Annotated in this window: 27 protein-coding genes; 13 read left to right on the forward strand and 14 right to left on the reverse strand. The window is 71.5% G+C overall.

Going from position 1 to position 24149, the window contains the following annotated elements; translation table 11 throughout:
• The first annotated feature begins 134 nt into the window (after positions 1 to 134).
• Positions 135 to 1310 (forward strand): MFS transporter, encoded by a 1176-nt coding sequence (locus OG381_RS40825; RefSeq protein ID WP_327721006.1) that lies wholly within the window; start codon positions 135 to 137, stop codon positions 1308 to 1310.
• A gap of 74 nt (positions 1311 to 1384) precedes the next feature.
• Here the strand turns inward: OG381_RS40825 and OG381_RS40830 are convergent, their stop codons facing one another.
• Entirely contained in the window at positions 1385 to 2500 is a 1116-nt protein-coding gene (locus tag OG381_RS40830) for an ABC transporter substrate-binding protein (RefSeq protein ID WP_327721007.1), read from the reverse strand.
• Between the two features lie 137 nt (positions 2501 to 2637).
• On the opposite strand from OG381_RS40830, the gene OG381_RS40835 reads away from it, so the two are divergent.
• Complete coding sequence (locus OG381_RS40835; RefSeq protein ID WP_327721008.1) at positions 2638 to 3441, forward strand: SGNH/GDSL hydrolase family protein; 804 nt, start codon at positions 2638 to 2640, stop codon at positions 3439 to 3441.
• A gap of 17 nt (positions 3442 to 3458) precedes the next feature.
• Positions 3459 to 4040 (forward strand): PadR family transcriptional regulator, encoded by a 582-nt coding sequence (locus tag OG381_RS40840; RefSeq protein WP_327721009.1) that lies wholly within the window; start codon positions 3459 to 3461, stop codon positions 4038 to 4040.
• A 17-nt stretch (positions 4041 to 4057) separates the two neighbouring features.
• Here the strand turns inward: OG381_RS40840 and OG381_RS40845 are convergent, their stop codons facing one another.
• From OG381_RS40845 to OG381_RS40870, 6 genes are all read right to left on the reverse strand, one after another.
• Positions 4058 to 4699 (reverse strand): TetR/AcrR family transcriptional regulator, encoded by a 642-nt coding sequence (locus OG381_RS40845; protein WP_327721010.1) that lies wholly within the window; start codon positions 4697 to 4699, stop codon positions 4058 to 4060.
• A 219-nt stretch (positions 4700 to 4918) separates the two neighbouring features.
• Positions 4919 to 5881, reverse strand: coding sequence for an electron transfer flavoprotein subunit alpha/FixB family protein (locus OG381_RS40850; protein ID WP_327715474.1), 963 nt, complete (start codon positions 5879 to 5881; stop codon positions 4919 to 4921).
• Positions 5882 to 5899: 18 nt separating this feature from the next.
• Positions 5900 to 6685: an electron transfer flavoprotein subunit beta/FixA family protein gene (locus tag OG381_RS40855; RefSeq protein WP_327721011.1), complete on the reverse strand. Its 786-nt coding sequence runs from the start codon at positions 6683 to 6685 to the stop codon at positions 5900 to 5902.
• A gap of 37 nt (positions 6686 to 6722) precedes the next feature.
• Positions 6723 to 7469 carry a GntR family transcriptional regulator gene (locus tag OG381_RS40860; RefSeq protein ID WP_327721013.1) on the reverse strand — a complete coding sequence of 249 codons (747 nt, stop codon included), beginning with the start codon at positions 7467 to 7469 and terminating at the stop codon, positions 6723 to 6725.
• 16 nt (positions 7470 to 7485) lie between these two features.
• Positions 7486 to 8676: a CaiB/BaiF CoA transferase family protein gene (locus OG381_RS40865; protein ID WP_327721014.1), complete on the reverse strand. Its 1191-nt coding sequence runs from the start codon at positions 8674 to 8676 to the stop codon at positions 7486 to 7488.
• Between the two features lie 116 nt (positions 8677 to 8792).
• Complete coding sequence (locus OG381_RS40870; protein ID WP_234441500.1) at positions 8793 to 9059, reverse strand: hypothetical protein; 267 nt, start codon at positions 9057 to 9059, stop codon at positions 8793 to 8795.
• Positions 9060 to 9304: 245 nt separating this feature from the next.
• On the opposite strand from OG381_RS40870, the gene OG381_RS40875 reads away from it, so the two are divergent.
• Positions 9305 to 9658, forward strand: coding sequence for a hypothetical protein (locus tag OG381_RS40875; protein ID WP_327721015.1), 354 nt, complete (start codon positions 9305 to 9307; stop codon positions 9656 to 9658).
• A 21-nt stretch (positions 9659 to 9679) separates the two neighbouring features.
• Here OG381_RS40875 and OG381_RS40880 read toward each other — a convergent pair whose 3' ends face one another.
• Positions 9680 to 10666: a helix-turn-helix domain-containing protein gene (locus OG381_RS40880; RefSeq protein ID WP_327721016.1), complete on the reverse strand. Its 987-nt coding sequence runs from the start codon at positions 10664 to 10666 to the stop codon at positions 9680 to 9682.
• Positions 10667 to 10750: 84 nt separating this feature from the next.
• Positions 10751 to 11725 (reverse strand): alpha/beta hydrolase, encoded by a 975-nt coding sequence (locus OG381_RS40885; RefSeq protein ID WP_327721017.1) that lies wholly within the window; start codon positions 11723 to 11725, stop codon positions 10751 to 10753.
• A gap of 225 nt (positions 11726 to 11950) precedes the next feature.
• Between OG381_RS40885 and OG381_RS40890 the strand changes: the two genes are divergently transcribed.
• On the forward strand, positions 11951 to 12907 hold the full coding sequence (locus OG381_RS40890; RefSeq protein ID WP_327721018.1) for a TerC family protein: 957 nt from the start codon (positions 11951 to 11953) through the stop codon (positions 12905 to 12907).
• A gap of 79 nt (positions 12908 to 12986) precedes the next feature.
• Positions 12987 to 13868: an LLM class F420-dependent oxidoreductase gene (locus OG381_RS40895; protein ID WP_327721019.1), complete on the forward strand. Its 882-nt coding sequence runs from the start codon at positions 12987 to 12989 to the stop codon at positions 13866 to 13868.
• Here the strand turns inward: OG381_RS40895 and OG381_RS40900 are convergent.
• Positions 13844 to 14077, reverse strand: a complete 234-nt coding sequence (locus OG381_RS40900) for a hypothetical protein (protein WP_327721020.1) — start codon at positions 14075 to 14077, stop codon at positions 13844 to 13846. The two genes, OG381_RS40895 and OG381_RS40900, sit on opposite strands and share 25 nt — an antisense overlap.
• A gap of 115 nt (positions 14078 to 14192) precedes the next feature.
• Here OG381_RS40900 and OG381_RS40905 point away from each other — a divergent pair, with 115 nt between their 5' ends.
• Complete coding sequence (locus OG381_RS40905) at positions 14193 to 15098, forward strand: LysR family transcriptional regulator (protein WP_327721021.1); 906 nt, start codon at positions 14193 to 14195, stop codon at positions 15096 to 15098.
• A 33-nt stretch (positions 15099 to 15131) separates the two neighbouring features.
• Entirely contained in the window at positions 15132 to 15782 is a 651-nt protein-coding gene (locus tag OG381_RS40910) for a DUF7691 family protein (protein WP_327721022.1), read from the forward strand.
• 94 nt (positions 15783 to 15876) lie between these two features.
• Here OG381_RS40910 and OG381_RS40915 read toward each other — a convergent pair whose 3' ends face one another.
• A complete protein-coding gene (locus tag OG381_RS40915) occupies positions 15877 to 16440 on the reverse strand; it encodes an NAD(P)H-dependent oxidoreductase (protein ID WP_307023046.1) in 564 nt (187 codons plus the stop codon).
• Positions 16441 to 16539: 99 nt separating this feature from the next.
• Between OG381_RS40915 and OG381_RS40920 the strand changes: the two genes are divergently transcribed.
• Genes OG381_RS40920 through OG381_RS40930 form a run of 3 tightly spaced genes read left to right on the forward strand, consistent with a single transcriptional unit; the run spans position 16540 to position 19512 of the window.
• On the forward strand, positions 16540 to 17220 hold the full coding sequence (locus OG381_RS40920; RefSeq protein ID WP_327721024.1) for a TetR/AcrR family transcriptional regulator: 681 nt from the start codon (positions 16540 to 16542) through the stop codon (positions 17218 to 17220).
• Between the two features lie 27 nt (positions 17221 to 17247).
• Positions 17248 to 18294, forward strand: coding sequence for a LacI family DNA-binding transcriptional regulator (locus OG381_RS40925; RefSeq protein ID WP_443061978.1), 1047 nt, complete (start codon positions 17248 to 17250; stop codon positions 18292 to 18294).
• Positions 18295 to 18333: 39 nt separating this feature from the next.
• The gene (locus OG381_RS40930; protein ID WP_327721026.1) at positions 18334 to 19512 is read left to right on the forward strand and encodes a 4-hydroxybenzoate 3-monooxygenase; all 1179 of its coding nucleotides are present in this window, start codon (positions 18334 to 18336) and stop codon (positions 19510 to 19512) included.
• Between the two features lie 37 nt (positions 19513 to 19549).
• On the opposite strand, the gene trxA is transcribed toward OG381_RS40930, so the two are convergent.
• Positions 19550 to 19936 carry a thioredoxin gene (gene trxA / locus OG381_RS40935; RefSeq protein ID WP_307023038.1) on the reverse strand — a complete coding sequence of 129 codons (387 nt, stop codon included), beginning with the start codon at positions 19934 to 19936 and terminating at the stop codon, positions 19550 to 19552.
• A 121-nt stretch (positions 19937 to 20057) separates the two neighbouring features.
• On the opposite strand from trxA, the gene OG381_RS40940 reads away from it, so the two are divergent.
• The gene (locus OG381_RS40940; protein ID WP_327721027.1) at positions 20058 to 21476 is read left to right on the forward strand and encodes a dihydrolipoyl dehydrogenase family protein; all 1419 of its coding nucleotides are present in this window, start codon (positions 20058 to 20060) and stop codon (positions 21474 to 21476) included.
• A gap of 83 nt (positions 21477 to 21559) precedes the next feature.
• Here the strand turns inward: OG381_RS40940 and OG381_RS40945 are convergent, their stop codons facing one another.
• Positions 21560 to 22204: a peptide deformylase gene (locus tag OG381_RS40945; protein ID WP_327721029.1), complete on the reverse strand. Its 645-nt coding sequence runs from the start codon at positions 22202 to 22204 to the stop codon at positions 21560 to 21562.
• A 139-nt stretch (positions 22205 to 22343) separates the two neighbouring features.
• Between OG381_RS40945 and OG381_RS40950 the strand changes: the two genes are divergently transcribed.
• Positions 22344 to 23741, forward strand: a complete 1398-nt coding sequence (locus tag OG381_RS40950; RefSeq protein ID WP_327721030.1) for a PepSY-associated TM helix domain-containing protein — start codon at positions 22344 to 22346, stop codon at positions 23739 to 23741.
• Positions 23742 to 23798: 57 nt separating this feature from the next.
• Here OG381_RS40950 and OG381_RS40955 read toward each other — a convergent pair whose 3' ends face one another.
• Positions 23799 to 24146 carry a tetratricopeptide repeat protein gene (locus OG381_RS40955; RefSeq protein WP_327721031.1) on the reverse strand — a complete coding sequence of 116 codons (348 nt, stop codon included), beginning with the start codon at positions 24144 to 24146 and terminating at the stop codon, positions 23799 to 23801.
• Between the last annotated feature and the right edge of the window lie 3 nt (positions 24147 to 24149).

Consider the following 24149-nt stretch of genomic DNA (forward strand, 5'->3'; position numbering starts at 1 on the left):
TCGATCGGCTGAGGGGTAGGCGTGGCGGGCACGCCGGTTCATAGTCGGGGCAGTTCCTGACGCCCGCCGCTCGGGCGCAGAGTCCCTCCGGTGCGCGGTCGCCGCACCTCCTGCCCCTGACGTGGAGCCCCGCCATGCCCGGATCCGTACCCCTGCGCGCCCCTCTCCTGATGGCCGGCAGCTGTCTGCCCGTCCTCGGCGCGGTCCTGATCGCCCCCGTGCTGCCGAAGATGCAGGACCACTTCGACTCGGTGCCCGGTGCCAAGACGCTCGTCCCCGTGGTCCTGACCGTCCCGGCGCTGGCGCTCGCCCTGCTGGCACCCTTCGCGGGCGTCATCGTCGACCGGCTGGGCCGCCGACGCCTGCTGGTCGTGGCGACCGTGCTGTACGCGCTCTTCGGCACCGCCCCGCTCTGGCTCGACTCGCTCGGCGCGATCGTCGCCTCCCGGGTCCTGGTCGGCATCACCGAGGCCGCGATCATGACCTGCTGCACCACACTGATCGGCGACTACTACACGGGCCGGGTCCGGGACCGCTATCTCGCCCTGCAGACCATGTGCGCCTCCGCCTCCGCCACCGCGTTCTTCGTGATCGGCGGCGCGGCCGGCTCGGCGGGCTGGCGCGCACCCTTCTGGATCTACGCGGTCGGCCTGCTGCTGGCCCCCCTCATGGCGACCGCCCTGCCCAGGCTCCGCCAGGACGACGCCCCCGAAGAACTCACCACCGGCTCACGCCCGTTCCCCGTACGACGGCTGGCCGGCATCTGCGCGCTGACCGTGTTCGGTGCCATGGTCTTCTACACCGTGCCCGTCGAAACGGCCTACCTCCTCGACGACCTGGGCATCACCTCCACCGGCGTCATCGGCCTGGCCACCGCCCTCGCCAGTGCCGCCACGGTGGCCGGATCGATCGCGTTCACCAAACTGCCGGGCACCCCCGCGAGCCGGCTGCCCGTGGTGTTCGCGCTGTGCGGCACCGGGTTCGTGGTCATGGCCCTGGCGAGCGGCCCCGTGCTCCTGATCGCGGGCGCCGTGCTCAACTGCCTTGGTACGGGCGTCCTGTTGCCGTCCCTGCTCACCGTCGCGATGTCCGGGCTGGAGTACGCCGACCGCGGGCGCGGCACCGGACTGTGGACCGCGGCGTTCTTCTTCGGCGAGTTCGTCTGCCCGCTGATCCTGATCGGGCTGGAGTCCGTGGTCGGGAGTCTGGCCACCGCGGTCGGTGTCCTGGGGCTCGCCTCGGGGCTGGTCGCGGGCGGACTGCTGCTCGCGGGACGGTCGGCGGTCGTGGAGCACGAGCACGCCGCCTAGACAGGCCGAAGGCGGCGCCCCTCGACGGGGCGCCGCCCTGCTCTCTCAGTCCACGTGGCCTCGGCCTCGGTGTGTCAGCCCGTGTCTCGGCCCGTGTGCAGGATCCGGAAGCGGCCGGGTTCCGCCGGATCGCGATCCACGACCTGGACCGGCGGCGAGGCCCACTGCCACACACTGACGCCCGGAGTGCGGGAGAACCCGATCCGCCCGCGTGTCCCCTCGACCGCGACGCGCGGCCAGGAACCGGCGATGCCCGCCCGGTCCGTGCCATGAGTACGCAGCAGATCGGCGAGGACGGCGACCGTGTCGTAGCCCTCGAAGGCGACGAAGGAGGGCACCTCACCGAGCCGCTCACGAAGGGCGGCCTCGACCCGTGTTCCGAGCGAGGTGAGGCGCTCGGGCAGATAGCGCAGGAACGGCACCCCGGCACCGTGATCACCCAGCAGCGCGGCCCATTCGGCGAGCTCCGGCTGCCCGGCCGGCGCACCGATCAGGACCTCGGCGAGACGCCGGTCGCGGCGGACGGACTCGACGACCGGAACGGCCGGCTCCGGGTGTCCGACCAGAAGCAGGAGGGCTGTGGCGCGCCGCTCGACGAGCGCGTCGCACACCGCGGCGGGCGCGAGCGCGCTCATGTCCAGTTCGACGACGGTGCCGCCGCGCTCGGCGAGGTGGTCCCGCAGGACGCGGGTCCCGGACGCCCAGTAGACACTCGGCTGCGTCGCCACGGCGATACGGCTGTGGCCCGCGCCGAGGAGGAAGTCCGCGTAGACCCGCCAGCCGCGGGACTGCGGCGGCGAGAGGCGCGCGACCCAGTCCGTCGGCCGTTCCGTGAGCCCGTCGAGCACCGCCGACGAGCAGAGGAACGGCACCCCGAGGGCGTCGGCACGGCCGGCGGCGGCTCGCGCGACGACGCTGTGATACTCCCCGGCCAGGGCGGCCACACCCAGGCCGGCCAACTCGTCCACGGCCGCGGCGGCCTTCTCCGGATCGGCCGCGGTGTCCCGGACCACCAGCTCCAGGGGTCTGCCGGCGATCCCGCCGGTGTCGTTGACGTCGCGAGCGGCCAGTTCGAGGCCCGCGAGCACATGCCGGCCCGCCTCGACCCAGCCGGGGCGGGTGAGCGGAACGAGAACGCCGATCCGGACGGGCGCTTCGTCCCGCCGGGATGGGTGCACCGAGGTGATCATGCCGGACATTGCATCCACCAACCCGGCGGACGGGCAAGCGATCGGGGGATCGCTCTCGGCCCTTGGGATGCGACGGGCGCATGGCTATAGTCAACAATGTTAGTAGGTGTCTATTTGGCTGAGCGGGGCGGTCGACCATGACGGAGAACGGACCTCTGCGGTACGTCGCCCTCGGTGACAGCCAGACCGAAGGGTGCGGCGACGGCGACGACGTACGGGGACTGCGCGGCTGGGCCGACCGGCTCGCCGAGCACCTCGCCCGGGACACACCGGAGCTCCTCTACGCCAACCTCGCCGTGCGCGGCCGGCTCGCCGGGCAGGTGCGGGACGAACAGCTCGCGCCCGCCCTCGCGTTGGAGCCCGGCCTCGCCACGGTCGTCGCCGGGGTCAACGACCTGCTGCGGCCCCGCTTCGACGCCGACGAGGTGGCCGGGCACCTGGAGGCGATGTTCGCCGCACTCACCGCGCAGGGCGCCCGCGTGGCGACGGTGACCTTCCCGGACGTCGGCCGGATCACCCCGCTGGCCCGCCCGATCGGCCTCCGGATCATCGCCCTCAACGACCGCATCCGACAGGCCGCCGCCCGGCACGCAGTCGTGGTCGCCGAGACCTCCCACCACCCGGTCGTGACCGACCCGCGCCTGTGGAGCCCCGACCGGCTGCACGCAAGCCCGCTCGGCCACGCCCGGATCGCCGCCGCTGTGGCCGACGCCCTCGGCCTGCCGGGCAGCGACGACGGCTGGACCCGCCCGCTGCCCGTCGATCCACGCCCGGCCTCCGGTCTGCGGGCGGTCGGCGGCGAGTTGCGCTGGGCCGGCTCCTTCCTCGGTCCCTGGCTCCTTCGGCGGGTCCGGGGACGGTCGTCCGGCGACGGCCGGCAGGCCAAGCGGCCCGAACTGCTCGCGATGCCCCGGCCCGCTGCCATGCACTCCCTTGACTAATCAATTAGGTTGGGCCCATGGCTCTGCGCAACGCTGTGATGGCCGCCCTCCTGGAGGGCGAGGCCTCCGGATACGACCTCGCCAAGGGCTTCGAGGCCTCCGTCGCCAACTTCTGGATGGCCACCCCGCAGCAGCTCTACCGCGAACTGGAGCGCATGGAGACCGAAGGCCTCGTCTCCGCCCGCGTGGTCCAGCAGGAACGCCGCCCCAACAAGCGCCTGTTCTCCCTCACCGAGGCCGGTCTGGAGATCCTGCGGGCGTACATCGCCGACGTGCCCGCGAAACCGACCGCCATCCGTGACGAGCTGATGGTCAAGGTCCAGAGCGTCGACATCGGTGACGCCGACGCCGTGCGGACCGCGATCGCCGAGCGCGTGGAGCGGTCCACCGCCAAGCTGGCCCGCTACGAACGGATGCGGGAGCGCATGCTGGCCGGCCGCACCGAGGACGAGTACTTCGCCGAGGCCGACCGCATCGGGCCCTACCTCACCCTGCTCGGCGGCATGGACTTCGAACGCTCGAACCTCAAGTGGGGCGAGACCGCACTGAAGCGGCTCGACCAGCGCGCCGCACGCCAACCGGTTCCGCCGGGACCGTGACGCGGAGGCCCGGCGCCTCAGCTGAGCGTGAACCCCTTCGCGCAGAAGTCCCAGATCTCGTCGGCGGTGACCGGGTGGGAGTCCGTCCGGCCGCTGGACTGCGCGTTGGACATGACGGTCTGCACGGTCAGGGCCGCCACCCGGCGGGGCTCGAAGCCCTCACGCAGCAGACCGGCCTCATCGAGGTCCGTCATCAGCTCGGTGAACAGGGCGAGCAACGGTGCGTTCGCGACCCGCATCTCGTTGGGGTGCGAGACCAACAGGCGCTGCGCGGCCGGGTCGGGGCGGGAGTTCTCGAACAGCGTCCGCACGGCGACCTCGAGCCGGTCCAGCGGGTCCGAGTGTTCGGCCGCGGCGGTCCGCAACTGCTCCGCCGACTTGCTCATGGCGTCCTCGAACAGGGCGAGCAGCAGCTCGTGTTTGCCGTCGAAGTGCTGGTAGAAGCTGCGCAGCGACTGCTTGGAGCGGTCGACGACCTCCTGCACGGTGAAGTCTGTCGTCCCCTTGTCCGCCATGATCGCCTGGGCCGCGTCGAGGAACCGCTCCACCCGCTGCTCGGCCCGGCGCTTCGCCGCCTGGGTGGACCGCTCGACGGCGCGCTGCTTCCAGGCGGGCTCTTCGGTGGGGGTGCCCAACGGCTGGTCCGCCTTCTCTGCCATAGGGAGAACTTTACTGCGGCGTAGCGACAACGGGCCTACCGAGCAGGTCGGGCATCTCCTCTCCTCACCGGGATACTCTCAATTCCCCTGAGCGAGATGGTGATTCTCGCCGAGCCATCCCGATGCGTCGGGACACGTGCAGGCGGGGCCCCAGCTGTCGGGGTTCGGCGTTGCCTGGGGTGGCTGACGGATGCCGCAGCCACCCCAGGTGCAACCACGTCAGCCCTTGCGGGTGTTGATCTCCTCGGTGAGGGCGGGGACGACGTCGAAGAGGTCGCCGACGACGCCGTAGTCGACGAGGTCGAAGATCGGGGCCTCGGCGTCCTTGTTGATCGCCACGATCGTCTTGGAGGTCTGCATGCCGGCCCGGTGCTGGATCGCGCCGGAGATACCGGAGGCGATGTACAGCTGCGGGGAGACACTCTTGCCGGTCTGGCCGACCTGGTTGGTGTGCGGGTACCAGCCCGCGTCCACCGCGGCGCGCGAGGCGCCCACGGCCGCGCCGAGGGAGTCGGCCAGGGACTCGATCAGCGCGAAGTTCTCCGCGCCGTTGACCCCGCGGCCGCCGGAGACCACGATCGCGGCCTCGGTCAGCTCCGGGCGCCCGGTCGACTCGCGCGGGGTGCGCGCGGTGACCTTGGTGCCGGTGGCCAGCGCACCGAAGGACACCGACAGCGCCTCGACGGTGCCGGCGGCCGGGGCGGCCTCCACGGCGGCGGAGTTCGGCTTGACGGTGATGACCGGGGTGCCCTTGGCGACGCGGGTCTTGGTGGAGAAGGACGCGGCGAACACCGACTGGGTGGCGACCGGGCCCTCGTCACCGGCTTCCAGGTCGACGGCGTCGGTGATGATGCCGGAGCCGATCCGCAGCGCGAGACGGGCGGCGATCTCCTTGCCCTCCGCGGACGACGGCACCAGCACCGCGGCCGGGGAGACGGCCTCGTACGCGGCCTGCAGGGCGTCCACCTTCGGGACGACCAGGTAGTCGGCGTACTCGGCGGCCTCGTGGGTGAGGACCTTGACGGCGCCGTGCTCGGCGAGCGCGGCGGCGGTGTCGGCGGCGCCGGCACCCAGCGCGACGGCGACCGGCTCGCCGATACGGCGGGCCAGCGTCAGCAGCTCCAGGGTGGGCTTGCGGACGGCGCCGTCCACGTGATCGACGTAGACGAGAACTTCAGCCATGGATCAACGCACCCTCTCTCAGATGAACTTCTGGCTCGCGAGGTACTCGGCGAGCTGCTTGCCGCCCTCGCCCTCGTCCTTGACGACTGTTCCGGCCGTACGCGCCGGGCGCGCGGTGGCGGAGTCGACCTTGGTCCAGGCACCGTCCAGGCCCACGTCCTCGGCCTCGATGCCGAGGTCGGACAGGTCCCAGGACTGAACCGGCTTCTTCTTGGCGGCCATGATGCCCTTGAAGGACGGGTAACGCGCCTCGCCCGACTGGTCGGTGACCGACACGACCGCCGGGAGGGATGCCTCCAGCTGCTCGGTGGCGGAGTCACCGTCGCGGCGGCCCTTGACCGTGCCGTCCTCGACGGAGACCTCGGACAGCAGCGTGACCTGCGGGACACCGAGTCGCTCGGCGACCAGCGCCGGGACGACTCCCATGGTGCCGTCGGTGGAGGCCATACCGGAGATCACCAGGTCGTAGCCGGCCTTCTCGATCGCCTTGGCCAGCACCAGCGAAGTGCCGATCGCGTCGGTGCCGTGCAGGTCGTCGTCCTCGATGTGGACGGCCTTGTCGGCGCCCATCGACAGCGCCTTGCGCAGCGCATCCTTGGCGTCCTCCGGACCGACCGTCAGAACGGTGACCTCGGCGTCGTCCGCCTCGTCGGCGATCTGCAGCGCCTGCTCGACCGCGTACTCGTCCAGCTCGGAGAGCAGACCGTCCACGTCGTCACGGTCGACGGTCAGGTCATCGGCGAAGTGCCGGTCGCCGGTGGCGTCGGGCACGTACTTCACGGTCACAACTATCTTGAGACTCACGGCAATTGCTCCTCTTTCGACAGTTCGGCATACGGCGTCACCGGCCGCTGCGCCGCAGCCGTACGCGGTACGAGTAGTGCTCGGGCAGGAAGTGGCTGATCGCCAGCTCGACGAGTTGTCCGGCGACCGTCTGGTAGACCCGGTCGATGCGCAGCAGCGCGCGGCCCGGTTCGCAGCCGAGGTGTCCGGCGAGTTCGGGGGTGGCCTCCGCGACCGTGATGCTCTGCTCGGCCTCGGCGATCGGCTCGGGCAGCCGGCCGTCGAGGAAGCCGATGACGGTGGAGGCGCTGGGGATGCCGGGCTCGGTGAGTTCGGGGACCGACTCCAGCAACTGGCCGACGGCGGGCGGCAGGGAGACCGCGGTGTGGCAGAACGCGGTCTCCTCGTGCAGCCGGACGAAGGCCAGCCTGTGCACCCGGTCGGTGTGCAGGCCCAGTCGCCCGGCCGCGTCGACGTCGACCCGTCGGTGCAGGGGCGTGACGACCCGCATACGGGTGTCGATGGACAGGCCCATCAGGTCGTCCACCGAGCCGAACTGGCGCAGGTACTGCTCGTCGCGGGGCGTGGCGAAGGTGCCGCGCCCCGGCACCCGGTGGACCAGCCCTTCCGCCACCAGGTCCTGGAAGGCGCGGCGCACGGTCTGACGGCTGATCCCGTGGTGCTCGGCGAGTTGGGCCTCCGTCGGCAGCCGCACCCCTTCGGGGTAGTCGTGCCGCAGGATCGCGGTGCGCAGTTCGCGGGCGAGCTTGAGGTAGGTGCTTTCACGCTGTGGCTGCTCGAGCATCGACGTCACCCCGTCATCAGACGACGCCGTCGGCGCGCAGCGCCTCGATGTCGTCGCGGCTGCGGCCGAGCCCGGTGAGAATCGTGTCGGTGTGCTCGCCCACCGCCGGTACGGGGTCCATGCGCGCGGGCAGCCCCGCCAGGTCGGCCGGCGGCACCAGCGCCCGCACGGTGGCGCCCGGTACACCCACCTCGCGCCAGCGGCCCCGGGCGGCCAGCACGGGATGGTCGAGGAACGCGGCGATGTCATTGACACCGGCGCAGGCGATGCCGATGTCCTCCAGGTCCTTGAGGATCTCCTCGGCGTCGGAGCGCGCACAGCGCTCGGCGACGACGGTGTTGAGCTCCTCGCGGTGGGCGACACGGTCGGAGCCGGTGGCGAAGCGCGGGTCGGTGGTCAGTCCGGGATCGCCGAGGAACTCCGCGCAGAGCACGGCCCATTCGCGCTCGTTCTGGATGGAGAACAGCACGTCCTTGCCGTCGGCGGACCTGAAGGTGCCGTAGGGAGCGATGGTGGCGTGCTGGGTGCCCAGGCGTGGGGGCTGGCTGCCGCCGTACTGCGTGTAATTGGCCGGTTGGCCCATCCACTCGGCCAGTGCCTCGAAGAGGGACACCTCCACCGGGTGGGCGGTGCCCGTGGTGGCGCGTGTGTACAGGGCGGTCAGGACGCCGCTGTAGGCGTACATCCCGGCGGCGATGTCAGCGACCGAGATCCCGACGCGTGCGGTCTCCTGCGGGGTTCCGGTCAGGGAGACCAGGCCGGTCTGGCACTGCACCAGCAGGTCGTACGACTTGCGGTCGGCCCACGGTCCGTCGGTGCCGTATCCGGAGATCGTGCACGGGATCAGCCGTGGCCAACGCTTGCTGAGCGTGTCGGTGTCGAGGCCGAGGCGGTCGACCGCGCCGGGGGCGAGGTTCTGCACGAAGACGTCGGCGTCGTCGAGGAGCCGGTGCAGGATCTCCAGGCCGCGCGGGTCCTTGAGGTCCAGGGTGAGGGATTCCTTGGAGCGGTTCAGCCAGACGAAATAGCTGGAGTGACCGTGGACGGTCGTGTCGTACCGCCGCGCGAAGTCTCCGCCGCCCGGCCGCTCCACCTTGATGACCCGGGCGCCGAGGTCGGCCAGCTGCCGGGTGGCGTAGGGGGCGGCCACCGCCTGCTCCAGGCTGACGACCGTGATCCCGGACAGAGGAAGCTTCGGGACGCTCATATGGCCCATTTGTACGGCCAAATCGAGGACACGTCAAAGTGATCCAAGTCATCTGCACGGAGTCATCTGTGGGCGGGGAGGAAGGACACCCGGTCCTCCCTCCTCACCCCGCGTCATCAGGACTGGCGGCTCGGATGGCACAGCACCATCACGGCGCGGGCGACGAGTTCGCCGGCACCGCCGAGCTCCTGGCGGTAGCGGTCCGTCATCTCCCGTACGGTCTCCGCGAACTCGGGATCGACGGCGCGGGCGCGCGCGGGGGGAGGCAGTTCCTGCGCCATGGCGCGGCGACGGGCGAGAAGGGTGATGATCTCCTCGTCGAGCCGCTCTATCCGGTCCGGTGACGGGTCCGCCGTCAGGTCGGCGGTGCTGTTCGTCGTCACAATGAATCTCCGTTCTTCCGCGGGTGATGCGACGGGCGTCATCGCAGTCGGTCCTTCAACACCTTGCCCGTGGCGCCGATCGGCAACTCCTCTCCGGACTCCGCGGATCGGGGAACGCGTGCACCTGCCGCGCTGAGCCGTGAAACCCGCTGGTCGGTGTCTCGCCGCCGCGGGTAGGGTCGCCGCGTTCCGATCGGCCACGCACGTCGATCACCCACCTCGACCACGTACGGAGCCCGACCCCCATGACCAGCCCTCGACCGACGACGACCCTCTGGCGCCCCACCGGCCCCGTCGAGCTGGAGCTGGTCCGCGAGCTGAACTGGCGTGCCTGGCCGCCGCGGCTGCCCGAGCAGCCGATCTTCTATCCCGTCCTGAACGAGGACTACGCCGTGAAGATCGCCCGGGACTGGAACGTGAAGCACGACGGTGCCGGCTTCGTGACCCGCTTCGAGGTCGACGCGGACTTCCTGCGCCGCTATCCCGTCCAGCAGGCCGGCGGCGAGACGATCCTGGAGCTGTGGGTGCCGGCCGAGGAGCTCGACGAGTTCAACGCGCACATCGTCGGCGAGATCGAGGTCGTCCACGAGTTCCGGTGACGGGGGCGACGCTGACCGCGTTTACGAGCGGGCCAAGTGGCGCATCGTCAGGGCCAGTTGCAGCCTGAACCGGCCCTGCGGGGTGCGCACGGGCCAGCCCAGCACGTGCTCGGCGTGCACCAGCCGGTCCTGGAGCGTCGAGTGGTGCACGTTGATCTCCACGGCGGCCGCCCGCAGGCTCGCCGTCGACGCCACGGCGTGCAGCGTGACCAGAAGCCACGGTGTCGCCGCGGCCGCGGACTCCAACGCGACGACGTCGGGCGGGGGTTCGGCCCCGGGTACGACGAGGTCGGCGAGGAGGGCCGTGCCGCCCAGCTCGTCGGCGTACACCACTCGCTGACCGGGATCCTGCGCGGTGCCCTCCGCGGTGAACCGCAGCGCGGTGCGCGCGGCGGCCCAGGAGCGCGGCAGGTCGAGCACGGGCACGGCGGGGCCCAGACCCAGGCGCCCGGCGGGCAGTTCCGCCCCGAGCGGCTCGGGGACGATCCGGGGCAGGCCGTCGGCGGCGGCCACGGCGCGCGCGGGCGCCGCCGGGTCGAGGCCCAGGCGCCGCGCCGCGTGCAGCCGGGCCGGTTCCGGGGCCGTGGCGTCGAGGAGTGTCTCCACCAGCGCCGGATCGTCGACCGGGGCCCGCCCGCGGGTGCGGTCGAGGACGAGCCGCACGGCACCGGCGGCCCGTTCCAGGATCACGGCGTCCACCACGCTGGGCTCGGCCGCCCGCTCCAGCCACAGTGCGGGCACCCCGCCGGGCGCCAGCGCCGCCGACGGCCAGGCCGCGTCCGGTGGCAGATCCGAGTCGCGGCGCGTGCCGTCGGCCTCCACACGCACCCGCACCCGCCGGTCCGCGTCGACGAGCCGGGCGGGCACCCCTGCCAGGACGGCCGCCCCGCGCACCAGGGCCTCCAGACCGGCCCGTGACTCGGCCAGCCGGTCGAAGTAGGCGATCACCTGGACGGCGGCACCGGCGTCCGGGTCCAGCGCGGTCAGGCGCCCGGCCAGCTCTTTCATGGGTCCATGGTGCGCCATGCGGGGCCCGGCCGGGGAGCCAGCGGCTCACACCGGGCAGCACCCGAGGTGAGCCGTACCGCACGGTCACGCGTCGAGGAGCCTGCGCAGCCAGTCCAGATGTGCCGCCCGGGTCCGCTGGGACAGCGCCGCCTGCGGGGCGAAGCCGTCGAAGCCGTGGAAGCCGCCCGGCCACACATGCAGCTCGGCGATCCCGCCGGCCTGCCAGATCCGGGAGGCGTAGGCGACGACCTCGTCCCGGAACGTCTCCGCGGAACCCACGTCCAGAAACGCCGGGGGCAGCCCGGTCAGGTCCTCGGCGCGGGCCGGTGCCGCGTACGCGGGGACGTCCGGGCCGCCGCGCCGGTCGCCGAGCAGCGCCGTCCAGCCGGTCTCGTTGGCTGTCCGGTCCCAGACGCCCAGGCCCGCCATCTGGCGCGAGGACGGGGTGTCGTTGCGGTCGTCCAGCATGGGGCACATCAGCACCTGGCCGATCGGACGCGGCCCCTGACGGTCCCGGGTGAGCAGGGCGAGGGCCGCGCACAGTCCGCCGCCCGCGCTGGCGCCCGCGAGGACGATCCGCTCCGGGTCGACACCCAGCTCCCCGGCGTGCTCGGCCGTCCACACCAGACCGGCGTACACATCCTCGATCTGCGCGGGATACGGGTCCTCCGGGGCCAGCCGGTACTCCACCGACACCACGACGGCGTCCAGCTCCTTGGCCCAGGCCAGCGCCACGTCCACGCCCACCCGGTTGGTGCCGAGGACCATGCCGCCGCCGTGCACGTGGTAGACGACCGGGCGCGGGCCCGCGGCCGAGGGCACCGTGGGGCGGCAGATCAGCAGCGAGATGTCGGGGGCGCCCTGGGGACCCGGCACCACACGGTCCTCGGCCTTGAAGAAGCCGTCGAGCGTCAGGTCCAGCTCGGCCAGCATCTGGATGCCGGGACCCTGCCGTATCTGCTCGATGTCCTCCAGGGTCATCCCCGGGGAGATGACCTCTTTGATCAGCTCCAGGGCTCCGGCAAGTTCCGGGTCGAACGGCGGCGGCACCAGGGTCATGTCTTCTCCTCACGCGGGAACGCGGCGGCTCATGCCGACATGATCCGCGCCCTGCCCTCCGTCCGGAGCGCCGCCGTACGGCGGAACCTGCCCGCCGTACGGCGGGTGGCACCAGCGTGACCTGGGCCCTTGCAATGTCATGACTTTTTGTTCACCCGGTAGGGGTGGAAGAGATCAGAACCTGAGACAACCCTGTGAAGGCCCCACACGTACCAGGAGTAACAAGTGAATGTGTCCCTCTCCGTCTGGCTGCTGACGGTTGCCGCCTTGTGCGTGCTCGTCGGTGTCGACTTCTTCATCGGCCGCAAGCCCCACGACGTGTCGATCAAGGAAGCCGGCATCTGGACGGTCGTCTGGGTCGTGCTGGCCTGTCTCTTCGGCGTCGGTCTGCTCATCTTCAGTGGCGGAAAGCCGGCCGGTGAGTTCTTCGCCGGGTTCATCACCGAGAAGTCGCTGAGCGTCGACAACCTCTTCGTCTTCGTCCTGATCATGGCGAAGTTCGCGGTGCCCTCGCAGTACCAGCAGCGGGTCCTCATGGTCGGCGTCGTGCTGGCCCTCGTGTTGCGCGCCGGGTTCATCGCGGCCGGCGCGGCGATCATCTCCACGTTCTCCTGGGTCTTCTACCTCTTCGGCGCCTTCCTGATCTGGACCGCCTGGAAGCTCGTCCAGGACGCCCGCAAGGAGGAGCACGAGGAGGAGTACCAGGAGAACAAGCTCCTCAAGATGGTCGAGCGGCGCTTCGGCGTGGCCGACCGGTACCACGGCACCAAGCTGTGGATCGAGGAGAACGGCAAGCGGGTCATGACCCCGATGCTGGTCGTCATGCTCGCGATCGGCTCCACCGACGTGCTGTTCGCGCTCGACTCCATCCCCGCCATCTACGGCCTCACCGAGGACCCGTACATCGTGTTCACGGCGAACGCGTTCGCGCTGATGGGGCTCCGCCAGCTGTACTTCCTCATCGGCGGCCTGCTGAAGAGGCTCGTCCACCTCAGCTACGGTCTGTCGATCATCCTCGGCTTCATCGGCGTCAAGCTGGTGCTGCACGCCCTGCACGAGTCCGGCGTCCATGTGCCCCAGATCAGCATCCCCTTCTCGCTCGGCTTCATCGTGCTGGTCCTCGCCGTCACGACCTTCACGAGCCTGAGGGCCACCCGGAAGCAGGAGGAGCGGGTCTCCTAGCCGCGCCTCTTGACTTCGAGAGCGCTCGAAGACCTAGCGTCACCAGGGTCGGTTACGACCCTGGTGAACGGAGACGGCCATGCGCGTGGGCGTGCACATCAACCGGTTCGACCATTCCGGGGGAGGGCCCGCGCTCGGCGCCGAACTCGCCGCCGCGGGCGACGCCGCCGAGGCCGCGGGCCTGAGCTGGCTGTCGGTGATGGACCACTACTTCCAGATGGAGTTCAACGACCGGGCCGAGGACCCCATGCTGGAGGCCTACACCACCCTCGGCTATCTCGCGGCCCGCACCTCGACGGTCCGGCTCGGCGCGTTGGTGACCGGGGTGACGTACCGGCACCCCGGACTGCTCGCCAAGATCGCCACCACGCTCGACATCCTGTCCGGCGGCCGGGCCACCCTCGGGATCGGCGCCGCCTGGTACGACCGGGAGCACGCGGGCCTCGGTGTGCCGTTCCCGCCGGTCGCCGAGCGCTTCGAGCGGCTGGAGGAGACCCTGCGGATCTGTCTGCAGATGTGGGACCCGGAGGAGAACGGCCCCTTCGAGGGCAAGCACTACCGGCTCGCCGAGACGCTGTCCGTCCCGGCCCCGGTCAGCGACCCGCGCCCCGAGATCATGATCGGCGGAGGCGGCGAGAAGAAGACGCTCCGGCTGGTCGCCCGGTACGCGGACGCCTGCAACCTGTTCACCACCACCCCCGAGGAGATCGCGCACAAGCTCGACGTCCTGCGCGGCCACTGCGACACCGAGGGCCGCGACTACGACGCGATCCGCAAGACCGTCCTCTACTCCGGGGACCCGCTCACCACCGGCGACCTCGACGCCTTCACCCAGGACATCACGGGCTACACCAAGCTCGGCATCGACACCGTGATCCTCTCCCCGCGCACGGGGGAACCGGCGGCGTTCATCGAGCGGTTCGCGGCCCCCGCCGTTCAGCGGCTGGCGGGACTCGACTGAGGGACGGCGGGCTCGCTGCGGGACACGATCCGCATCCCGCGGTCGTCGACCACACGCACCTGCAGCGAGCCGCAGCCGCAGCGGGTCCATACCGTGCGGCCCGCCGCGGTGGCGTGCCGGGACACCACCTGGAAGGGCTCGGCGCCGTCCGGCCATCCGCAGTGCGGGCAGACGGAGCCGGCCGGGGTCGTGCCGGTCGGGCTGGTCATGGGGAACTCCTCGTACGTCATGGATGGTTGACCGTCGCGACACATCCAGGGTGCAGCGCACGCTTCGTACACGTCCAGGTTGACTTTCCGGACCTCACCTTGAAGCGTGGGCTTCATGATTGATCTGCGTCGGCTCCACGTCCTGCGCGCGGTCGCGCACTACGGCACGGTCACCGCGGCCGCCCGCGCCCTGCACTTCACCCCGTCCGCCGCCTCCCAGCAGATCCGCCAGCTCGCCCGCGATCTCGGCGTCGACCTCCTGGAACCCCAGGGCCGGGGGGTCCGTCTCACCCCGGCGGCCGAGAGTCTGCTGGCGCACGCCGACGCCATCCAGGCCCGCTGGGAACAGGCGGAACTCGATCTGCGCGCCGAACAGGGCGCGCCCGGCGGGCCGTTGCGGGTGAGCGGCTACCCGGTGGCGATCTCGGTGCTGCTGGCGCCGATGGCGGTGCGGCTGCAGGAGCGGTATCCGCGGCTGTGCGTGCGGATCCAGGAGGCGGATGTACCGGAGAGCTTCGATCTGCTCTTCGAGGGTGCGACCGACCTCGCGATCGTGGAGGCCACCCCGCACAACCCGCCGCTGAACGACGTCCGTTTCGATCAACAGCCGCTGCTGGACGACCCGTTCGACCTCGTCGTCCCCACCGGTCATCCGCTGGCCGGGCGTGAGCGCGTCGACCTCTCGGAGGCGGCGCACGAGGACTGGATCGCCCCGATGCCGGACAGCCCCTGCCGCCCGCACATCATCTCCGCCTGCGCGGAGGCCGGGTTCAGCCCCGCGGTGGTGCACCACGCCGTGGACTGGAACGTCATGGCCCATCTCGTCGCCCACCGGCTCGGCGTCGCGCTGATCCCGCGCCTCGCCCAGCTCGCCCCGCACCTGCCGGTCACGCGGGTGCCCTGCACCGGCGACCCGCACCGCAAGCTGCTCACCTGCACGCGGCGCGCCGGACGTGAACGCCCTGCGGTGGAAGCCGCGTTGACACAGCTGCGGGAGCTGGCGTCCACCGCTGTGGCCTGAGTGTTGTCAGTGCCGTTCGGCACGATGGGGATCATGAGTCGCAACATCAGCTACAACACCGCCGACCAGCACGACATCATCGCCTTCCTCGGCGCCGGCGAACTGACGAAGGACCAGCAGCGCATCCTCGGCAATGTCCGCAAGTACGCCGAGGCGCACCAGGCCGACCTCGAACGGCAGGGCGTCGACTGGGGCCTGACCGTCCCCGAGGCGCTGGACCACCTCATAGCGGGCCGCGCCGACTCGGACGCCGAGTGCGCGGGCAACGCGTACTACACCGCCCTGCAGAAGATCATCGACCGGAACGGCAGCGACCCGTACGAGCTGGGCACCTTCTCCAAGCCCTTGACCTTCTTCGGGCTGATGGACGACGAGCTGCGCCGCCTCGGCGTCCCCGCCGACCTGCTGCCGGGCGGCTTCCTGTTCGCCGGACCGCCTGACGGCATCCCCTTCCACATCCCCTGTCCCGTAGACGGCACCCCGGACATCGGCCGTCTGCCGCTGGCGAAGGCGAAGCCGGCCGCGGACGCCTACCGCGCCGTCCTGGACCGCGTCGACAGCGCCTTCTCCTACGAGCTCGGGCAGCTCGCCGGACAGCTGGAGTTCGAGCACGACGAGTGGCGGTCCGCGCAGTCGATCGACTGGTACAGCCAGGACACGATCTTCTTCTCGATCACGGGCTGAACCGTCGTACGGGCGGGAGGGCGTTGGAGGGCGTACGGGCATGGGAAAGGGGCCGGAGCTCCATGAGCTCAGGCCCCTCGCTGCGAGGAGGTGATCAGGCGGCAGCGGTCTCGCCGGCGTGGCTGTGCACCCGGGCGATGACCTCGGTCAGCTGCTCGGCGACCTCGGCGTCGTCGGCCGGGTGGGTCTCGGCGAAGCGGACCACGGAACCGGGGATGGAGAGCTTGACGTCCTCGAGCACCGTGGCGCCGGCGATGCCCAGCGCCTTGCGGGTCTCGTCCTGCGCCCACACGCCACCGAACTGGCCGAACGCGGTGCCCACCACGGCGGCCGGCTTGCCGCCGAAGGCGCCGGCGCCGTACGGGCGGGACAGCCAGTCGATGGCGTTCTTCAGGACGGCCGGGATGGTGCCGTTGTACTCGGGGGAGAAGAGCAGGAAGCCGTCGGCGGCCTGGGCGGCCTCACGCAGCTTGGCGGCCGGGGCCGGGACGCTGCCCTCGACGTCGATGTCCTCGTTGTAGAACGGGATCTCGGCCAGGCCCTCGAAGAGCTCGACGCTCGCACCCTCGGGGGCGAACTTGACCGCCGCCTCGGCCAGCTGGCGGTTGTGCGAACCGGCGCGAAGGCTGCCGACGAGCGCAAGGATGCGAACAGACATGCGAACTCCAAGATGCTGAAACAGTGCCGTCACAAATACGGACCGGGGTCCGTTTAACTTCTATCACCCTAACCGGACCGCGGTCCAGTTTCATTCCCGATGCTTTACGCTGTCGTCATGTCCGCCTCTCTGCCGCCGTTTCCCAGGCATCAGGAACCTGCGGGCGATGCCGAACTGCTCCAGCTCGGCACGCCCGAGGAGGAGCCCTGCCTGCGCGCCGACGCCGCGCGCAACCGTGCCCGGCTGCTGGAGGCGGCGGCCCGGCTGATCGCCGAGCACGGCGCCGCCGGGGTCACGATGGAGGCGGTGGCCGCCGCCGCCCAGGTCGGCAAGGGAACCGTCTTCCGCCGCTTCGGCGACCGCACCGGCCTGCTGATGGCGCTGCTGGACCACACGGCGAAGAAGCTGCAGGAGGACTTCCTCGGTGGCCCGCCGCCGCTCGGCCCCGGGTCGCCGCCCCTGGAGCGGCTGCGGGCGTTCGGTGTGGCGGTGCTGTATCGAACCAACGAGCAGCTGGACCTCCACCTCGCCGCCGTGCCGGAGCCCACCCGCCGGTTCTCCCACCCGTCGCACCGCGCGCTCACCATGCACGTCACGGTCCTGCTGCGCCAGATCGTCCCGGACGCCGACTGCGAACTGCTGGCGCGGACCCTGCTCGGGTATCTCGACCCCGCCCTGATCCACCACCTGACCAGGGAGTGCGGGATGCCGATGGAACGCCTCGAGGCCGGCTGGGCCGATCTGGTGGACCGCGTGACGGGCAGCGGGGCGACCCACTGAGGGGCGACTCGCACAGGTTCTGCAAAGATGCGTCACGTCATGGTGCAGATACCGAAAACGCCCGCCCCCGCGTCGCCCGCACCGCGCTCCGTTCCCACGAGCGCCGATGTGGCCCGTCTGGCCGGCGTCTCGCGCGCGACCGTCTCCTACGTCCTCAACAACACCAGCGCCGTCCGGATCAGTGAGCCCACCCGCCGCCGTGTCCACGAGGCCGCCAAGGAACTCGGGTACGTGCCGCACGCGGCCGCCCGCAGCCTGCGCGCCGGACACAGCCGCCTGGTCCTGATGCCCGCCCCCACCATCCCCGTCGGCCAGCTCTACGGCCAGTTCATCAACGAACTCCAGTGGGCCCTCAGCCGCCTCGACTACACCGTCGTGCAGCACGGCAGCGTCGGACTGCACGGCGACGAGGCCGCCCGCGCCTGGGCCGAACTCCGCCCGGTCGCCGTCCTGGTGCCCGGCGCCGGACTCGGCCCGAAGGGCGTCGCGGTCCTCAAGCGCTCCGGCGCCCGCGCCGTCGTCACCCTCGGCCCCGAGTCCGTCGAGGGCGCCCACGCCCTGCTCATGGACCACGAGGCGGTCGGCCGCTGCGCCGGCGCCCACCTGTACGAGCGCGGCCGGCGCCGCATCGGCGTCGTCGTCCCCGAGGAGGCGGGCCTGGAGGCCTTCTCGCTGCCCCGCCTCGAAGGCGTGCGCAACGCCCTGCGCGGCACCGACGCCACCGTGACCCATCTGCCCCTCGCCCACACCGAGGAGGCCGGCGCCCGGCTCGCCGCCCGCTGGCGCGACCTCGGCCTGGACGCGGTGTTCGCGTACAACGACGAGTACGCGATGCTGCTGATGCGCGCCCTCCAGGACCAGGGTGTCGACGTGCCCGGCGAGACGGCGCTGATCGGCGCCGACGACCTGATGATCGGCCGTCTCCTGCGGCCCCGACTGAGCACGGTCCACCTCGAACTGCCCTCCGGCCGCGACCTCGCCGAACTGGTCGACCGGGCGGTGCGCGACCCCGGCGCCGTGCCCGAGACGCACAAGGTGCTGGGAGCGACGGTGGTGCACCGCGAGTCCAGCTGAGAGCCTGAGTCCCAGGCTGTCACCCACGGAAGGCGTGCCATGCGCACGACGGTCGGCATCATCGGCGGCGGCCCCGCCGGACTGCTCCTCGCCCGCCTGCTGCACCGCGCAGGCGTCGACTGTGTCGTCCTGGAGGCCAGGACGCGCGAGTACGTCGAACAGCGCCAGCGTGCCGGAATGCTGGAGCAGGGCACGGTCGACGCCCTGCGCGAGTGCGGCGCGGCCGAGCGACTGGAGGCCCGGGGCCTGGTCCACCAGGGCATCGAGCTGCGCTTCGACCGGGAACGCCACCACATCGACTTCCCGGTCCTCACCGGTGGCCGTACCGTCACCATCTACGCCCAGACCGAGATCGTGAAGGATCTCGTGGCCCTCCAACTGGCCGACGGGCCACCGCTGTTGTTCGAGGCGCAGGCGCTCGCGATCGAGAAGCCGCAGACCACGGCACCGGTCGTGAGGTTCGTGCACGAGGGCCGCGAACAGACGCTGAACTGCGACTGGGTCGTCGGCTGCGACGGCTTCCACGGCATCGCCCGCGATACCGTCCCCGCCGAGGTGAGCCGTGCCTACGAGCACGACTATCCGTACTCCTGGCTGGGGATCCTCGCCGATGTCGCCCCGTCCTGCGACGAGTTGATCTACGCCCGCGGCGAGCGCGGCTTCGCCCTGCACAGCATGCGCTCACCGCATGTGTCACGCCTGTACCTACAGGTCCCGAACGGCACCGACCCCGACGACTGGTCCGACGACCGCATCTGGGAGGAACTCGCCGCCCGCTTCGCCATCGACGCCGACTGGACCCTGCGTCGCGGCCCGATCACCGCCAAGTCCGTGACCCCGATGCGCAGTTACGTCCACGAACCGATGCGCCACGGACGGCTCCTGCTGGCCGGCGACGCCGCCCACATCGTCCCGCCGACCGGCGCCAAGGGCCTCAACCTCGCGGTCTCCGACGTCCGCCTGCTCGGCCGCGCCTTCGCCGAGCTGCGCCGCACCGGCTCCGAGCAACTCCTGGACACCTACTCGCAAGTGTGCCTCGCCCGCGTCTGGCAGGCGACCCGGTTTTCGTACGACATGACGACGATGCTGCACACCCACCCCGACGCGGACCCCTTCGAGCACCGAATGCAGCTGGCGCGGCTGCGCCGGATCACCGCGTCCCGGCACGCCGCCGCCGAACTGGCCGCGAACTACACGGGACTACCCCTTCAGTGGTGAGCCCCCACCGGGACGCGGTGCCTCAACAGCCGTACGGTCACTGGCCGTTCTGCTCGGCTTCGGCCTGCTGCTCGGCGACCGACTTGCGGACCTCGTCCATGTCCAGCTTCCGGGCCTGCCCGATCACATCCGTCAGCGCGGCCTCCGGCAGCGCGCCCGGCTGGGCGAACACGGCCACCCGGTCACGGACGATCATCAGCGTGGGAATCGACTGGATCCCGAAGGCCGCCGCCAGCTCCGGCTGCGCCTCCGTGTCCACCTTGCCGAAGACCAGGTCCGGGTTGGCCTCGGCGGCCTTGTCGTACACGGGCGCGAACTGACGGCACGGCCCGCACCAGGACGCCCAGAAGTCGATCAGCACGAACTCGTTGTCCGTCACCGTCTGGTCGAAGTTCTCCTTGGTGAGCTCCACGGTCTTGCTCATGGCGTGAATCCCTCTTCCTGATGTCGGGGCGAAGCCGTCGTCGCAAACACGAAAGGCAGAGTAGGTATTCCGCGCGCGTACCCATGTGGCCTGAGCGCACACCACCCGTAAGACTGACCCCATGACGGAAACGGAATCCACTGTGTACGACGTCGTGGTGCTCGGTGCCGGGCCCGTGGGGGAGAACGTCGCCGACCGCACCCGTGCGGCCGGTCTCTCCACCGCGGTCGTGGAGAGCGAGCTGGTCGGCGGCGAATGCTCCTACTGGGCCTGTATGCCCAGCAAGGCCCTGCTGCGCCCGGTCATCGCCCAGGCCGACGCCCGGCGCCTGCCCGGACTCGCACCCGCCGTGCAGGGCCCCCTCGACACGGCCGCGGTCCTCGCACGACGGGACGAGTACACCTCCCACTGGAAGGACGACGGCCAGGTCCGCTGGATCGAGGGCATCGGCGCCGACCTCTACCGCGGCCACGGCCGCCTCACCGGCCCTCGCACGGTCACCGTGGGCGACAAGGTCCTGACCGCCCGGCATGCCGTCGTCGTCAGCACCGGCACCCGCGCCGTCCTGCCGGACCTCCCCGGACTCGACGAGGTCAAGCCGTGGACCAGCAGGGAGGCCACCAGCGCCAAGGCCGCGCCCGGCCGCCTGGTCGTGGTCGGCGGCGGGGTCGTCGCCACCGAGATGGCCGCCGCCTGGCAGGCCCTCGGCTCCCGGGTCACCCTCCTGGTGCGCGGCAAGGGCCTGCTGAACCGCATGGAGCCCTTCGCCGGCGAACTGGTCCACGAGGGCCTCACCGAGGCGGGTGCCGACGTCCGCACCGGCACCTCGGTCGCCTCGGTGACCCGCGAGAACGGCACCGTCGTGGTCGTCACCGACACCGGTGAGCGCATCGAGGCCGACGAGATCCTCTTCGCGACCGGACGCGCCCCGCGCACCGACGACATCGGCCTCGACACCGTCGGCCTGGAACCCGGCTCCTGGCTGGACGTCGACGACAGCCTCCGCGTCACCGGCAACGACTGGCTCTACGCCGTCGGCGACGTCAACCACCGGGCCCTCCTCACCCACCAGGGCAAGTACCAGGCCCGCATCGCCGGGGCCGCCATCGCGGCCCGCGCCTCCGGGGCTTCCCTCCTGGAGACGGCCCCCTGGGGCGCGCACGCCGCGACCGCCGACCACTGCGCCGTACCCCAGGTCGTCTTCACCGACCCGGAGGCCGCCGCCGTCGGCCTCTCCCTGGCGGAGGCCGAACAGGCGGGCCACCGGGTCCGCGCCGTCGACTACGAGCTCGGCAACGTCTCCGGCGCGAGCCTGTACGGCGACGGCTACCGGGGCCGCGCCCGCATGGTCGTGGACCTGGAGCGCGAGATCCTGCTCGGGGTGACCTTCGTCGGCCCGGGTGTCGGCGAACTCATCCACTCCGCCACCATCGCCGTCGCCGGAGAGGTGCCGATCAGCAGGCTGTGGCACGCCGTGCCGTCGTATCCGACGATCAGCGAGGTGTGGCTGCGGCTGCTGGAGAGCTACCGCGACAACTGAGCCCCGCGGCGGGCACGCAGCCGGGCACGGCCGTCATGGTCACCCACGACGACCGCGCCCGGCGCTCCCCGGTTCACCGTCCGCTACGGCAGCGTGAAGCCCAGCGACTCGGCCGCCTCCGCCGGCGTCGGCTGCGCCCATCGCTCCGCCATCGCCTGGCCCGAGGACAGGGACCGCAGCTCCGCCCGGTCGAGGTAGAGCAGGCCGTCGAGGTGGTCGGTCTCGTGCTGCACGATCCGCGCCGGCCACCCGGAGAACACCTCGTCCACCGCGCGCCCGTGCTCGTCCTCGCCCGTCAGCCGCACCTCGGCGTGGCGCGCCACGACCGCCTGCCAGCCCGGCACGCTCAGACACCCCTCGAAGAACCCGGCACGCGCGGTGCCGACCGACTCGTACGACGGATTGACCAGCACCCGGAACGGCTGCGGCACCCGTCCGCGCGCCACCCTGATCTCGTCCGGCACCGGCGCCGGGTCCTCGATCACCGCGATCCGCAGCGGCACGCCGACCTGCGGAGCCGCCAGGCCCACGCCCGGCGCCGCGTGCATGGTGATCCGCAGCGCCTCGACGAACCGGGCCAGCAGCGCGGAGTCCAACTGCCCCTCGAACCGCTCGGTCCCGCGCCGCAGCACCGGATCACCGGCCGCCACGATCGGCAGCGGGCCCTCGCCCGCCAGGAGTTCCTCGACCAGCCCGGCAAGGGGCGCGTGATGACGGGGAGTTGCCATCGCGCCAGGATGCCATGCCCCCCTGCCCACCTTTGTGTGACGCAGGTCACTTCAGCCTCCGGGAACTCGAAGGCACCTTCCCCCGACTACTGGACCGGTACAGCCGAGAAACGTCCCCTGCCCCAGAAAAGAACCGCCGATGACCTCCGCTCTCACGAGGACCACGGACGAGGCCCCGAAAGCCGCCGATCCGACGCCGTCACGCAGCAGTTGGGCACCGCTCCGCCCCCTGCTGCTGCGCCTGCACTTCTACGCCGGACTGCTCGTCGCGCCGTTCCTTCTGGTGGCCGCCTGCACCGGACTCCTCTACGCCGCGTCCTTCCAGGCCGAGAAGATCCTCTACGCCGACGAGTTGACCGTCTCCGCGGTCGGCGACACCAAGCTGCCCATCTCCCAGCAGGTCACCGCCGCCCGCGAGGCCCACCCCGAGGGCACCGTCGCGGCCGTCCGCCCCTCCCCGCAGGACGACGCGACGACCCGGGTCCTGCTGTCCGGCGTCAAGGGCGTCGACGCCGACCACACCCTCGCCGTCTTCGTCGACCCGTACACCGCCGAGGTCCAGGGCGCCCTCGAGCAGTACGGCTCGACCGGCGCACTGCCCCTGCGCACCTGGATCTCCGAGCTCCACCGCAATCTGCACCTCGGCGAGACCGGCCGCCTCTACAGCGAGTTCGCGGCGAGCTGGCTGTGGGTGATCGCGAGCGCCGGCCTGGTGATGTGGTTCACCCGCCGCCGGGCCCGGCGCAAGCTGCGCGGGACCAGCGGGCGGCGCCGCACCCTGGGCCTGCACGGCGGCGTCGGCGCCTGGGCCGCCGCCGGGTTCCTCTTCCTGTCGGTGACCGGTCTGACCTGGTCCACCTACGCCGGCGCCAACATCGACGTTCTGCGCACCTCGCTGCACCAGGCCACCCCGTCGATCTCCGCGAGCGGGGGCGGCGACCACTCCGGGCACGGCGCGTCCGCCTCGGCCGGGGACGCCGAGCACGGCGTCGGCCTCGACAGGATCCTGGCGGCGGCGCGGGCCGAGGGGCTCGGCGACCCGGTCGAGATCGTCCCGCCCGCCGACGCCGCGTCGACGTACGTGGTGAAGCAGGTGGGGCGCGGCTACCCCACGAAGCAGGACGCGGTGGCCGTCGACCCGACCAGCGGCGAGGTCACCGACGTGCTGCGGTTCGCCGACTTCCCGGTCCTCGCCAAGCTGACCCGCTGGGGCATCGACCTGCACACGGGCGTCCTGTTCGGCCTGGTCAACCAGATCGCCCTGATGCTGCTCGCGCTCTGTCTGATCCTGTTGATCGTGTGGGGTTACCGGATGTGGTGGCAGCGCGGGCGTGGCTCCGCCTTCGGCCGTCCGATCCCGCGCGGCGCCTGGCAGAAGGTGCCCCCGCTGATCCTGCTGCCGTGCGTGGCGGGCATCGCGGTCCTCGGGTACTACGTCCCGCTCCTCGGCATTCCGCTGGCCGCGTTCCTCGTCGTCGACATCGTCCTCGGCGATATCAGCCACCGGCGGGGGAAGCGCGCCGAGGCGGCGGCCTGACCGTACGGCAGCGCAGGGGCCCGGTTCCATCACGGAACCGGGCCCCTGCTGTCGTGCTCAGAGCGTGTCGAAGTCGCCCGCGAGGGCGGAGGCGAGGCGGAGGTGCGGCCCGGCCTCCTCGTGCCGTCCCTGTCGCTCCAGGGTGCGGCCCAGCATCAGACGGGCGTACTGCTCCACCGGGTCGCGCTCCACGATGACGCGCAACTCGCTCTCCGCGCGGCGCAGTTGGGCCGAGTGGTAGTAGGAGCGGGCCAGCAGCAGCCGGGGTCCGGTCTGCTCCGGCACCTCCTCGACCAGCCCGTCCAGAACGCGCGCCGCGGCGGCATAGTCCTTGGCGTCGAAGAACATCCGCGCGCGCTCCCAGCGCTCCGCCGGTGTTCCGTGGTCGTAGTACGTCATCTCCACTTC

Source organism: Streptomyces sp. NBC_00490 (assembly GCF_036013645.1).
Taxonomy (GTDB): domain Bacteria; phylum Actinomycetota; class Actinomycetes; order Streptomycetales; family Streptomycetaceae; genus Streptomyces; species Streptomyces canus_F.